The sequence below is a fragment of the Herbiconiux sp. FW305-C-125 genome (assembly GCF_058783455.1).
This window is the reverse complement of record NZ_JBYSYO010000003.1, coordinates 244,324-257,463: the sequence shown is the minus strand read 5'-3', so window position 1 is coordinate 257,463 and position 13,140 is coordinate 244,324. Positions and strand designations below refer to the sequence as shown.

Annotated in this window: 11 protein-coding genes; 6 read left to right on the top strand and 5 right to left on the bottom strand. The window is 69.8% G+C overall.

The window, feature by feature from the left end:
• The 5 genes from AC3WLB_RS11535 to AC3WLB_RS11515 all read left to right on the top strand — a co-directional run bounded on the left by AC3WLB_RS11535 (nucleotide 1) and on the right by AC3WLB_RS11515 (nucleotide 6,255).
• Nucleotides 1-1,116: a glycosyltransferase gene (locus AC3WLB_RS11535; protein WP_022898323.1), complete on the top strand. Its 1,116-nt coding sequence runs from the start codon at nucleotides 1-3 to the stop codon at nucleotides 1,114-1,116.
• On the top strand, nucleotides 1,106-2,245 hold the full coding sequence (gene rffA / locus AC3WLB_RS11530; protein WP_492506064.1) for a dTDP-4-amino-4,6-dideoxygalactose transaminase: 1,140 nt from the start codon (nucleotides 1,106-1,108) through the stop codon (nucleotides 2,243-2,245). The genes AC3WLB_RS11535 and rffA overlap by 11 nt, the downstream gene beginning before the upstream one ends.
• Nucleotides 2,246-2,280: 35 nt before the next feature.
• Complete coding sequence (locus AC3WLB_RS11525) at nucleotides 2,281-2,892, top strand: dTDP-4-dehydrorhamnose 3,5-epimerase family protein (protein ID WP_492506062.1); 612 nt, start codon at nucleotides 2,281-2,283, stop codon at nucleotides 2,890-2,892.
• Nucleotides 2,892-3,761 carry a glucose-1-phosphate thymidylyltransferase RfbA gene (gene rfbA / locus AC3WLB_RS11520; RefSeq protein WP_022898326.1) on the top strand — a complete coding sequence of 290 codons (870 nt, stop codon included), beginning with the start codon at nucleotides 2,892-2,894 and terminating at the stop codon, nucleotides 3,759-3,761. Before AC3WLB_RS11525 ends, rfbA begins: the two co-directional genes overlap by 1 nt.
• A gap of 88 nt (nucleotides 3,762-3,849) precedes the next feature.
• Nucleotides 3,850-6,255 (top strand): cell wall-binding repeat-containing protein, encoded by a 2,406-nt coding sequence (locus AC3WLB_RS11515; protein WP_492506060.1) that lies wholly within the window; start codon nucleotides 3,850-3,852, stop codon nucleotides 6,253-6,255.
• A gap of 48 nt (nucleotides 6,256-6,303) precedes the next feature.
• Here the strand turns inward: AC3WLB_RS11515 and AC3WLB_RS11510 are convergent, their stop codons facing one another.
• From AC3WLB_RS11510 to AC3WLB_RS11490, 5 genes are read right to left on the bottom strand one after another with little or no spacing between them, the layout of a single operon-like run.
• A complete protein-coding gene (locus AC3WLB_RS11510; protein ID WP_022898329.1) occupies nucleotides 6,304-7,092 on the bottom strand; it encodes a hypothetical protein in 789 nt (262 codons plus the stop codon).
• Nucleotides 7,093-7,101: 9 nt separating this feature from the next.
• A complete protein-coding gene (locus AC3WLB_RS11505) occupies nucleotides 7,102-8,061 on the bottom strand; it encodes an NAD-dependent epimerase/dehydratase family protein (RefSeq protein WP_492506057.1) in 960 nt (319 codons plus the stop codon).
• Nucleotides 8,062-8,066: 5 nt separating this feature from the next.
• On the bottom strand, nucleotides 8,067-9,272 hold the full coding sequence (locus AC3WLB_RS11500) for a glycosyltransferase family 2 protein (protein WP_492506055.1): 1,206 nt from the start codon (nucleotides 9,270-9,272) through the stop codon (nucleotides 8,067-8,069).
• 52 nt (nucleotides 9,273-9,324) lie between these two features.
• A complete protein-coding gene (locus AC3WLB_RS11495; protein ID WP_492506053.1) occupies nucleotides 9,325-10,209 on the bottom strand; it encodes a glycosyltransferase family 2 protein in 885 nt (294 codons plus the stop codon).
• The gene (locus AC3WLB_RS11490) at nucleotides 10,206-11,402 is read right to left on the bottom strand and encodes a glycosyltransferase family 4 protein (RefSeq protein ID WP_492506050.1); all 1,197 of its coding nucleotides are present in this window, start codon (nucleotides 11,400-11,402) and stop codon (nucleotides 10,206-10,208) included. The genes AC3WLB_RS11495 and AC3WLB_RS11490 overlap by 4 nt, the downstream gene beginning before the upstream one ends.
• 237 nt (nucleotides 11,403-11,639) lie before the next feature.
• Here AC3WLB_RS11490 and AC3WLB_RS11485 point away from each other — a divergent pair, with 237 nt between their 5' ends.
• On the top strand, nucleotides 11,640-13,022 hold the full coding sequence (locus AC3WLB_RS11485) for an HNH endonuclease signature motif containing protein (protein WP_492506048.1): 1,383 nt from the start codon (nucleotides 11,640-11,642) through the stop codon (nucleotides 13,020-13,022).
• The last annotated feature ends 118 nt before the right edge of the window (nucleotides 13,023-13,140 follow it).

Sequence of the window (13,140 nt, the reverse complement as noted above, 5' to 3'; positions counted from 1 at the left end):
GTGGACACAGGCGGCACCGGCGAGACCACGGAGTACACCATCTCCGTCGTCGTGCCCGTGTACCAGGGCGAGCGCACCCTCGCCGCCGTCGTCGCCGAGCTCGAGCCGTACACCCGGCGCACCCGCACGCCCGACGGTGTGGCCTACCGCATCACCGAGGTCATCCTCGTGCACGACAACGGGCCTGACCACTCCGACACGGTGATGCGGGCGCTCGAGATCCAGTACCCGTTCGTGCGCATCCTGTGGCTCAGCCGCAACTTCGGCCAGCACGCGGCGACGATCGCGGGCATGGCCACCTCGACCGGCCGCTGGATCCTCACCATGGACGAGGACGGTCAGCACGACCCCGCGTCGATCGGCGCCTTCCTCGACACCGCCATCCGTGAGCGGGCCGGCGTCGTCTACGCCCGCTTCACGAATGAGCGGCCGCACGGGCTGTGGCGGTCGGCCGCCTCCAAGTCGTCGAAGCGGATGCTCGGGGCCGCCTTCAACCTGCCCGACGCCAGCCAGTTCCAGAGCTACCGCCTGGTGCGCGGTGACATGGGCCGCAAACTCGCGGGCTTCGCCGCCACCGGGGTGTATCTCGACGTGGCGCTCTCCTGGGTCACGAACCGCGTGGCGACGAGCCCGACGGTGCTGCGCACCGCCGACGGGCGCGTCTCGGGGTATTCGTTGCCGGCGCTGTTCGCGTACTTCTGGCGCATGGTGCTGACCAGCGGCACCACCGGGCTCCGGGCCGTCAGCGTGCTCGGCGGCGTCATCGCGTTGATCGGGCTGGCTGTCGCCGTCTACGTCATCGTCTCGCTGGCCGTCGGCAACGACTCCGGCACCGAGGGGTGGGCGTCGCTCATCGTCGTGGTGCTGCTGTGCTCGGGTGCCATCCTGGTCTCGCTCGGGGTCATCGCCGAGTACATCGGCGTCTCGCTGAACGTGTCGATGGGCCGGCCGCTGTATCTCGTGGTCGAGAACCCCGAGACGATCATGCCCGAGGAGGAGTCGGCCGACCCCGAGCACGTGCTCACCTCCGAAGCCCCCACTCTGCCCACCACCCCCGCCGCTCGGCCCGAACCGACCGCACCTCACGGAACGGATGCCCCACCCGGTGCTCGATGAGATCGTCTTCAGCCGCCCCTACCGTTCGCCCGGCGAACTCGCGAACCTCGAGGCGGTGCTGCGCTCCGACCACGCCCATGGCGACGGAGCGTTCACGGCCTCGGCCACCGCGCGCCTGACGTCGCTCCTCGGCGCTCCGCACGCCCTCCTCACCACCTCGTGCACGCACGCCCTCGACATGGCGGCGATCCTGCTCGACATCGGGCCGGGCGACGAGGTGATCCTGCCGAGCTTCACCTTCCCCTCCGCCGCCACCGCCGTGGTGCTGCGGGGCGCGACCCCGGTGTTCGTCGACATCGACGAGTCGACGGGCAACATCGATCCCGAGCAGGTGGCCGAGGCCATCACGCCGCGCACCCGCGCCGTCACGGTGATGCACTACGGGGGAGTGCCGGTCGACCTCGAGTCGGTGCTGCGCATCACGACGGATGCCGGCATCGCCCTGGTGGAGGACAATGCGCACGGTCTCGGCGGCCGCGACGGCACCCGCATGCTCGGCACCGCCGGGGTGCTCGCCACGCAGAGCTTCCACGACACCAAGAACGTGCACTGCGGCGAGGGCGGCGCGCTCGTCGTCAACGACGAGGCACTGCTCGAGCGGGCCGAGATCGTGCGGGAGAAAGGCACCAACCGGGCCCGATTCCTCCGCGGCGCCGTCGACAAGTACACCTGGCAGGACGTGGGCTCGAGCTACCTGCTCAGCGAGCTGAACGCGGCGGTGCTGGATGCCCAGCTCGCCGCCTTCGAGACCATCCAGGCCGAGCGCAACCGGGTCTGGAACGCCTACGCCGACGGCCTCGCCGAGTGGGCCGACGACCTCGACCTGCGCCTCATGTCGGATGACCCGACCCTGCAGCACGCGGCCCACCTGTTCTACGTGGTGATGCCCGACCACGAGGGACAGACCGCCCTGATCGAGCACCTGCGCGGTTTGGGCATCCGCGCCGCGTTCCACTACGTGCCCCTGGACTCCGCGCCCGCCGGCCGCCGCTTCGGCCGCACGGTCGGCGACCGCGAGCTCGACCGCAGTGCCGCTTTCTCGTCGCGCTTGGTGCGCCTGCCGCTCTGGGCCGGGCTCACGGATGCGCAGGTCGAGCGCGTGATCGCGGGCGTGCGCTCCTACCGCTGACTGTGCGGCCAGGCGGCTCCCGTTAGACTCTGTGCGTGCAGATCCGCGAACTGAGCATTCCAGACAGCTACGAGATCACGCCGAAGCAGTTCGGCGACGACCGGGGCGTGTTCCTCGAGTGGTACCGCTTCGACAAGCTGGCGGAGGTGGTCGGGCACTCCATCGACCTCGCCCAGGCCAACACCTCGGTGTCGAAGAAGGGTGTGGTGCGCGGCATCCACTTCGCCGACATTCCGCCGTCGCAGGCGAAGTACGTCACGGCCACCCACGGTGCGGTGCTCGACTACGTCATCGACATCCGCGTCGGGTCGCCCACCTACGGGCAGTGGGACTCGGTGCTGCTCGACGACACCGACCGCCGCGGCATCTACCTCGCCGAGGGTCTCGGGCACGCCTTCGTCGCCCTCACCGACGACGCCACCGTCTCCTACCTCGTCACCTCCACCTTCAACGCCGAGCGCGAGCACGGCATCAACCCGCTCGACCCCGAGGTCGAGCTCCGTTTCCCCGAGGAGGCAGGCGACCTGCTGCTTTCGCCGAAGGACACGGATGCGCCGAGCCTCGCCGAGGCGGCCGCATCCGGTCTCCTGCCCACCTGGGACCAGGCACGAGCGTTCTACGCGGCACTGAACGAGAAGGGCGCCTGATGCGCGGAATCATCCTGGCCGGCGGCTCCGGCACCCGGCTCTGGCCGATCACGAAGGGCATCTCCAAGCAGTTGATGCCGATCTACGACAAGCCGATGATCTACTACCCCCTGTCGACCCTCATGATGGCCGACATCAACGAGGTGCTCATCATCACGACGCCCGAGTACAACGACCAGTTCCGGGCGTTGCTCGGCGACGGCAGCGAGCTCGGCATGCGCATCGAGTACGCCGTGCAGCCCTCGCCCGACGGTCTGGCGCAGGCGTTCATCATCGGTGAGGAGTTCATCGGCGACCAGAGCGTTGCGCTCGTGCTCGGCGACAACATCTTCCACGGTGTCGGGCTCGGCTCGTCGCTGCGCACCAACGGCGAGATCGACGGCGCGCGCATCTTCGCGTACCACGTCGCGAACCCGCGGGCCTACGGCGTGGTCGAGTTCGACGAGGACTTCACGGCGGTCTCGATCGAGGAGAAGCCGCTCCAGCCGAAGTCGAACTACGCGGTGCCCGGTCTCTACTTCTACGACAACTCGGTGGTGGAGATCGCGAAGTCGATCGAGCCGAGCGCGCGCGGCGAGCTCGAGATCTCGACCGTGAACGAGCGCTACCTCGAGCGCGGCGACCTGCACGTGCAGGTGCTCGACCGCGGCACGGCGTGGCTCGACACCGGGACCTTCGAGTCGATGATGCAGGCCTCGGAGTACGTGCGGGTGATCGAAGACCGGCAGGGGTACAAGATCGGCTGCATCGAGGAGATCGCCTGGCGCGCGGGCTGGATCGACACCGACCAGTTGGCGGCGCTCGCGAAGCCCCTCGTGAAGAGCGGGTACGGGGCCTACCTCGAGACGCTGATCGCGTCGGCCGACTGAGCGCACCCGGCGCGGCCCGGAGACCGCCGCGTGGCATCCTGACGCGGCGGAGATCTGCACGTACCGTGTGAGGGTGCAGCAGCAACATGTGTCTTCGACGTCGAGGCGGGGCGCCCGGCGGCGCACGCGTGCCCTCTCGGCTCTCACCGCCGGCTTGCTCGCTGCAGCCGCCGTGCTCTCGGGGCCTGCGTTCGCGGCCAGCGCCGGAGACGAGCCGACGGCTGATTCGGGTGACACGCCGACGACCGACACCCCGCCGATCGAGGTCCCGGCCGCGGAGCTGCCGCGCATGTCGGCGTACTCGGCCGAGCAGTTCGCAGGCGAGGCTGCGGCGCTGCCCGACGAACTGAGCCAGGCCGTCGAGCGCGACCTGGGCGAGACACCCGAGGAGTACCTGGCGCGTGCGGATGCCGCGGTCGACGCATCCGCCGTCGTCGACGCCCTGCAGGCCAGCGGCATGGACGTGCTGGGTTCGCGGCTCGACGGCACGACGCTCGTCGTGAACGTCGGCTCCGACGCCGATGCCGCCGTGGTCGAATCGCTCGGGGCGACGGCCGAGCTCGGTGCGCCTGAGCTGCCCGACTTCGCCGGCCGGCACCTCGACGCGCTCGCCGACATCGTGGGTGGGCAGGGCTTCCAGTTCCTCGTGGCGGGCGAGACGTGGGTGTGCTCGGTGGGGTTCACGGGGCGCTACAAGGCCTACCCCCAGCCGCAGTTCGTGACCTCGGGCCACTGCATCGAGCCGTCGCACGACAGCGGCACCTACTACTACGAGTCGAAGCAGTCGACCGCGGGCGGCACGCCGACGCGCGGCGGCATCATCGGGGCGCCGATCGCCGACCAGTACAAGTTCGGCGGCGGGGCCGACGCGGCAGCCGTCGGGGTGTCACCGTCGTGGGGCACGCAGCCGCAGGTCTCGACCTGGGGCGGCGGCGCCGGGCGACTGACCGACGGCACGCCGGTCACGGTCACCGACATGACCACGGGGGTGGTCGGGTCGCCGATCTGCAAGTCGGGCCGCACCACGGGGTGGACCTGCGGGCAGATCCTCGATGTCAATTACTCCACGCAGGTCTACAATCGCGCCGGGCAACCGGAGATCGTGAATCTCACGCTCACCGACGTGTGCATGCTGCCGGGTGACAGCGGCGGATCGGCGCTCATCGGCACCGCCGCGTTCGGTCTTGGCACCGCGGGCGACTTCACCGGCAATTGCGACCGGTCGAGCCAACCGGATGCGATCAGCGGATTCTTCCCGATGCTCACCAACAACGGGTCGCCGAGCGTGACGACCGCGCTGCCGGGGTTCGAGCTGGGGGTGACGCTCGCGTCGCCGACGTATGTGCGGCCGTCGTTCGTGGGTGACAGCATCCGTGGCACGTTGCCCGGTGCCGGTCCCCGCCATCGCGTGATCGTGACGATCGACAACACCCAGTACTCGGTCACCCCCGGGGCGGGCGGGCAATGGTCGCTCGCCATCCCGACGGCGCTGCAGACGGGCAAGCACACCTTCTCGGTGGCGTCGAAGTGGGGCGACGTGACCTTTTCGCCGGCCGTCACCGACAGCTACCAGTTGCAGCCGAAGCCCGCCGTCGAGCGGGTGGACGGCGCCACCCGGTACGACGTGGCCGTGACGGTGTCCAGGCGCAGCTACTCGGGCACCGCATCCGTCGTCTACATCGCAGCGGGAACCAACTACCCGGATGCCCTGAGCGCCGGCCCCGCCGCGGTGAAGCAGGGCGGTCCGCTGCTGCTGACGCCCTCCGATCAGCTGTTGCCCGCGGTCTCGGACGAGATCAGCCGGCTGAAGCCGGCCCGGATCGTGGTGGTCGGCGGCGTGAACTCGGTGAACGAGTCGGTCGTCGCTCAGCTTCGAGCACTGGTACCCGACGTGGTGCGGCTCTCCGGTTCCGACCGCTATGAGGCGTCGCGAGCGGTGAGCTCCTACGCGTTCGGGCCGGCGAGTGCGAAGTCGTTCGTGGCGACCGGGTCCAATTTCCCCGACGCCTTGTCGGTGGGGTCGGGGGCCGCCTCGCAGAAGGTGCCGATCGTGCTCGTGAACGGGCCGGCGGCAACGGCCGACCAGCCGACGCTCGATCTGTTCCGCACCCTCGGGGTGTCGACCATCACGATCGCGGGCGGCCCGAACTCCGTCTCGGCCGGTGTCGCGGATTCGCTGACGGACGGCGGCCGGGTCGCGGTGAACCGCCTGAGCGGCGCCGACCGGTTCACGGCATCGCTCGCCATCAACCGGGCGGCGTACACCACGAGTTCCACGATCTATCTCGCCACCGGGTACAACTACCCGGATGCGCTGGCAGGCGGTGCGCTCGCCGGCAAGACGAAGGCGCCGCTCTACATCGTGCCCACGGAGTGTGTGCCGCGCGGGGTGATCGCCGACATCGCGACCCTGAAGGCCACGAAGGTCGTGCTGCTCGGCGGCGTGAACTCGCTCAACGCGTCGGTCGCCTCGCTCTCCGCCTGCGCCTGGTGACCTAAGCCCACTCCACCCGGCCCGCCCCGCCCGCCCGGCGGCTCGCGCTCACGCGCGCGGGTACAGTTCGCGGTAGAACTCGCGTTTGAGGTCGCCGAGCGACCAGTGCTGGTTCGTGTCGGCGAGCACGAACTCGATCTCGACCGGCAGCTTCTGCAGCGTGTAGCCGCGCGACTTCGCGAACCAGGTGAACCACAGGTCGTCGAGCAGCCAGTAGCGCTGCGGCAGATCGGTGAAGAACGCGTCCTCGAGGAACATCCCCGAGTCGCAGATCATCCCGCCCGGCCCCACGTGATCCACCGGTCCGCCGACCACGGCGGGTGCGCGGTCGAAGTAGTCGTCGGGGGACACGGTGAAGGCCCACCAGGCGTGCACGGTGTGCGGCCGGTGGTACTCGAGCGCAGTCGCCGCGAAGGTGTCCTGCAGATCCTCGTCGTCGTCGACCACCACGATCGGCCCCGGCCCGTTCTTCGTGGCGAGCATCCGGGCCCAGTAGAAGCGGGCGATCGACCCGAGGTTGTAGGGCGTCTTGACCAGTCGCACCGAGCGCACCGCGCCGGTCGCCTCGAACGAGCGAACCACCTCGCGGTAGAAGTCGTGCTCGACCCGCGCGTTGTTCCAGAGGTACACGGCGATGCCCGGGGTGCCGACCTGGGCATCCAGCTGGCGCAGCATCTCGACAAGTCGCTCGGGCCGGTTCCAGAGGCACATCAGCACCGGCAGCTCGCCGCCTGTCTCGCCCCAGACGCGTGTGTCGGTGGGACGGAAGCGGCCCGCCAGCAGTCGTCGGCGGATGAGGGACTTCGCCAGCCCACGGGCCCGGCTCGAGAATGACACCCCGGAAGCTTACCGGCTCCGCATCCAATCGACCGTCGAGCGCAGCCCCTCCCGGAGCGGTAGGTCCTCGATGCCGGGGAACAGCTGCGCCAGCCGCTCGCCCGCCGCCTGCGAGTGCAGGATGTCGCCGGTGCGCGCCGGCTCGAAGGTGACGTCGAGCGGATGCCCGAGCACCTCCTCCATCACCGCCAGCAGATCGAGGAGGCTGACCCGCACACCGAACCCGAGGTCGACCGGCTCATCGCTCGTCACGCCGCGCACGACGGCGTCGGCGATGATCGCGCCGACGGACTCGACGTAGGTGAAGTCGCGCGACTGCTCGCCCGTGCCGTAGACGATCACCGGCTGACCGGCCACCGCTCGTTCCAGGAAGGCGGGGACCACCGCCGGATACGCCGTGCCGCCGTGCTGTCGCGGGCCGAAGACGTTGAAGAACCGGAACGCGAGCACCGGCAGACCGTAGCTGCGCTGCCAGGTGAGCGCGTAGGTCTCGGCGGCCAGCTTCGTGGCGCCGTAGGGGCTCTCGGTGCGCGGGCGCATGCCCTCGTGCTTGGGCAGCGCGTCGCTGGAGCCGTAGACCGACGACGACGACGCGACGACCGTGTGCACGCCCCCGCCGGCGCGTGCTGCCTCGAGCACGTTGACGGTGCCGGTGACGTTCACGTCGTGGACTTCGCGCGGCCGGTCGAGCGAATCCTGCACCGACGCGATGGCGGCCAGGTGCACCACGGCGTCGGCCTCGGCCACCAGCCCGCCGAGCAGCTCGCGGTCGAGCACGGAGCCCTCGACGACGGTGACGTCGACTCCGTCGAGGTTCTCGCGGGTGCCGGTGGAGAAGTCGTCGAGCACCACCACGCGCGTCGCGGAGCGGGCGCTGAGCTGACGGCAGAGCGAGCTGCCGATGAACCCCGCGCCACCCGTGACGAGCACGGTGAGCGGGCGATCGGCGGGGAAGAACGCTGTGGTCACCCGGCTCACCGCCGCCCGCGACGAGCGAGTCGTCGCAGCCGGTTGCCGGCCCGCACCTCGGGGCGGGCGCTCAACTCCTCGACGGCGGTCTCGAGGCTCTGCACGTGCTTCTGCGTCAGTTCGTTCTCCTGGCGGGCGTGGGTCAGTTGGTCTTCGACCGCTCGGAGCGTTGCGGTCGCTGTCGCCTCCTGTTCCCGGGCAGCGGCCTCGAACTCCTCGCGCTGCGTGCGGAGTTCGTCGCGTTGCGTGCGGAGCTCGGCGCGGTGGCGGGCCTCCGCGGCGGCCGACCGGGCCTCCGCGTCGCGCAACGCCGGGGCGAAGCGTTCGAACGACTCCAGCACCTCGGCATCGAGCGGAACATCGGCGACCGGGGAGGAGAGGGCATCGGCGAGCACTCGGTCTTCGACGAAATACCCGGCGGCGATTCCGGCGGCGAGTTCCGCCGCATCCGGATGCCGCAGCAGGTAGAACGGGAGCAGGGCCCCGGCCTGCAGCCGGCGGTAGTCGCGCATGCCGTGGTGGTTGGGGCTCGGCGTCAGTTCGGGGTTGTCGTCGTAGGCGCGGCCGGACACCTCGACCTTGTGCGAGTACTGGGCCCAGGAGCGCCACGGCAGGTGCAGCACCTCGATGGCCAATTCCTCCGGCGGCAGCCCGTTCGACGCGATGCTCACGAAGTGGTTGCCCTGAATGACCTCCACCTCGGGGTCGCCCACGTGCACGGCGTCGGCGGTCGGATGCGCGTGCAGGCCGGTCGCGAGCAGCAGCTCCTCGGGTCGCTGGTCGCGGTAGACGAGTCGCTGGATGCCCGAGCCGGCGGCCGCGGGCGCACCGGTGAGGTTGGTGACCGGCACGAGGAAGGATCGGATGCCCGGGTCGAGCAGCTCGAACACCTCACGCAGCGTGCGCGACCGATCGACCGGCAGGAAGAACTCGTCGGCGTCGGCGTTGATCACCCAATCGGCGCCGTGCACCGTCGCGGCATCACGCGCCATCGCCGTCACGACCGGGCTCTGCTGCTTGCGATGCAGCGGGTCGTGGCGGAGGTCGATCAGACCGCGATCGGCGTAGCCCTGCAGGATCTCGGCCGTGCCGTCGGTCGACCCGTTGTCGGTCACGATGACGACATCCACCCCCTGTGCGAAGTGGTGGTCGAGCATCGGCCCGATGATGTCCGCCTCGTCGCGAACCATCAGGGTCAGAGCGAGTTTCACCGGGCGGGTCTCCCTGTTCGTTCTCGGTCGGTCGATTCGTGCTCCCAATACCTTAGCCGCTGCGTCCGCCGCCCCGTCGGGCGACGAGAGCCGACCGCAGGGTCAGCCCGAGCGAGAGCAGGGCGCGCACGGGCCAGAGGAGCGGCCCGGCGTACTTCTTCGCCAGGAACCGTTTCGCACTCGCGTGGTGGGCCTCGAGCATCCGCACCGACTCGCCCGTGGTGGAGTGCGCGCCCGTGTGCAATACCTCGGCGGCCGGCTCGTACACGTTGCGCCAGCCGGCCTTGCCGACTCGGTAACCCAGGTCGACGTCCTCGAAGTACATGAAGTACCCGGTGTCGAAGCCGCCGAGCTGGTCGAACACGCTGCGCCGCATGAGGAAGCACGAGCCGGAGAGCCATCCCGCGTCGCGTCGCACCGGATGCTCGCCGACCTCGAGGCGGTACGACCTGGTCCACGGATTGGTGGGCCAGATGTTGGCGAACAGCGCATGCCCGACGCCGTTGCGGATGGATGGCACCGACCGGGCCGAGGGGTAGGCGCTGCCGTCGAGCTCCAGGATCTTCGGGCCCACCACGGCGGCATCGGAGAGTTCGATCAGCGTGTCGGTGAGGATGTCGATCGAGCCGGGGGAGAGCACCACGTCGGGGTTGGTGACCAGCAAGAACTCCACGTCGGCGGGCACGGTCGCCACAGCCTCGTTCACCGCGTGACCGTAGCCGAGGTTCGACGTCATGGGCAGGTAGTGGCCGCCTGCCGCTGCGACCAGGGACTCGATCGCGGGTCGCTGCGGGGAGTCCGGCTTGTTGTCAGCCAGGTGAACGGATGCGTCGGTGCGCGCCGCCGCAGCCGGCACGGAGTCGAGGAAGGGGCCGAGCACGGCGAGCGAGTCGTAGCTCACGGTGACGACGGCGACCCGCGGGCGCGGAGCGGTCACGACGTGGTCCCGGGATTCGCCGTGGCCGGGCCTGCGAGCTCCGTCGGCAGCCGGACCCCGGCCTCTGCGTAGGCGAGGAGGTGTTCGCGGGCGCAGGCGGCCCAGGAGAAGCCTGCCGCGCGGTCGAGGGCGGCTGCACCGAGCATCCGCCGGCGTTCGGGGTCGTCGAGCAGGCCGTCGATCGCCGCCGCGAGGGACGCCGGGTCGGGCTCGGCGTAGGCCACCGCGTCGCCGCCGACCTCCGGGATCGACAGGCGCCGGGTGGTGAGCACCGTCGCGCCGCAGGACATGGCTTCGAGCACGGGCAATCCGAAGCCCTCGCCGAGTGAGGGGTAGGCCACGAGCACGGATCCGCCCAAGAACGCGGCGAGTTCGTCGAGCGGGAGGTAGCCGGCTTCGGCGACACCGTCGCTCGCGGCTGCCCGGTCGAGCATCCGTGCCGCCTCGTCGTCCCAGCCGCGTGCCCCCGAGAGCACCAGTGCGGGGGTGTCGAGGCCGCGAGACTCGCGATCCGCCCGCAGCGTCGCATGGGCCCGCAGCAGGGCGGGCACGTTCTTTCGGGGCTCGATGGTGCCGAGGAAGGCGATCCAGCCGGTGGACGCGTCGAGATCGTGCGTGGCGGCGAAGTGATCGACCGACTCCTGGCTGGGGCGGGTGAAGACGGCCGGGTCGACGCCCAGATAGGCCACGGCGATCGGTGGCCGCACGGCAACGGCGCTGCGTACGGCGTCGGCGGTGGCGCGGCTGGGAGTGACGAGCGCGGCGGCGGAGCGGGCGGCACGACGGATCCATGTCGAGAAGAAGGTGCGCTTCAGTCGTGAGTGCACCGCCGGATCGGTGAAGAAGGTGGCGTCGTGGAGGGTCACCACTCGGGCACGTGACGTGGTCAGTGGGAAGGTGTAGTGCGGCGAGTGGATGGCGGTGACGCCGAGGCGGCGGGCCAGGCGCGGAAGACCGGATTGCTCCCAGGCGAAGCGCACGGGGCGCCTTGCGACCGAGGCGGGGGCGGAGTGGTAGCGGTGGCCCGGTGCGGCGCTGCGCAGACGGTCGACGTCTGCGGGCTTCGCGACGACGTGGACGGCCACGCCGAGCTCGTCGAGACCTGTGAGTAGCCCCTCGATGTATCGTGCTACCCCGCCCCAGGACGGCGGCAGTGAAGTCGCGTCGAGGAGGACGGGGATCTGATGGCTCACTGAGTGATCCTTGAGGTCGGGGCGGGGGTGCGTATCGGCTGCGCTGGGGGCGGCGGAAAGGCAGGGTCAAGCATAGCGAGGGTGTCTGTGTGTCTGAGCGTCTGGGTGTCTGGGTTTCTGGACGCGGAGCGGGGGCTGCCGCGCGCTTCGCGCTTGCCCTCGATGGACGTGGCTGGGTGGGTGAATGGATGTTCGATTGTTTGAGCGTTCGTCATTGATTGATGATAGAATATCAGTATGACTTCAGCTGCTCGACTCCGTGAGATCGCGACCGATCTCCGTGATGTCGCGGGCGCGGTCGGGGTAGGGCTGGGTGGGGTCTCTGACGAGGAGCTGCTGGAGCTGATGGCCGCGTTCGAGGCCGTCGGGCGGGTGGTGTCGGGGGCCCAGGTTCGGGTTGCGGGTGAGGTGGCGGTGCGGTCGCGGAGTGAGCTCGGGGATGAGGGGCTCAGCCGGTCGTTGAACTTCACCAGCCCGGTGAAACTCGTCGCGAACGTGACCGGGGCGTCGGCGCGGGAGTGTAAGGCGCGGCTGGAGCTCGGGCAGCGCCTGCGGGGAGTGATGCTCCTCGGCGGCGGGGAAGGCCCCGCACCCTTCCCCACCGTCGGAGCAGCCCTGGATGACGGCACGGTGAGTGTAGAGGCGGCGGCGGTGATCGTGAAGGAGTGCGGTGCGCTGGCCACTCGGGGATGCGCCCCTGACGTTGTGGCCGGCGCTGAGCAGACCCTCGTCGACGAGACGGTCGCGTTACACCTCACCACCGACGAGACCCACAAGCTGGCCATCCACCTCCGCGAGGTGATCGACCCCGACGGCGCCGAACCCCGCGACGAGGTGCTGCAAGCCCAACGGTCCCTCACGATCGCGCAAGCTCCGGATGGGATGATCCGGGGCAAGTTCGCTTTGACCCCGGAACAGGGCGGAATCTGGTTGGCGAGCATCCAGGCGATGCAAAGCCCCCGCGTCACCGGGCCCCGGTTCCTCACCGACGAGGAAGCCATCGCCGACATGATCATGACCGACATGCGGAGTCAGGCGCAGAAGAACGCCGACACCGTCACCGAGTTGATCGCGCGCGCCGCCGGAGCACCGGACATGCCCCGCCTGAACGGCGCCACCACCACCCTGAACGTGCATATCACTCTCGACGACCTCGAAGCCGGCCGGGGTGTGGGGTGGATCGACGGGATCGACGCCCCGATCCCGGCGTCGACGGTCGCGCAGATGCGCTGCTCGTCCCCTACGGCGGTGACGGTGTTCGGTGACCGGGGCGAAGTCCTTCACCAGGGGAAGATGAAAAGGTTCTTCACCCCGGCGCAGAACCGGGCCCTCGCAGCCCGCGACGGCGGCTGCATCGCCCCCACCTGCGACCGGCCACCCTCGTTCTGCGAAACCCACCACGTCGACGCATGGGAGAACGACGATCACCCGCCGGGCCGAACCGACATCGACAACGGCGTCCTGCTGTGTCACTTCCACCACTCCCACCTCCACCGTGCGGCGTGGAAGCTGGTCATGCACAAAGGCGTCCCCCACCTCATACCACCCAGGTGGATCGACATCACCCAAACCCCCATCCCGACCACCCGACGACGCACCATCAACCAGCCAGCCGCCTAATCCAGCGCGCGATCGGTAACGCAACCACGACACATCGAGGGCAAGCGCGAAGCGCGCGGCAGCCAGTCAACAATCGGAACCCCACCCCCCCGCCGGTGCACGTACGGGCTAGGGGGTG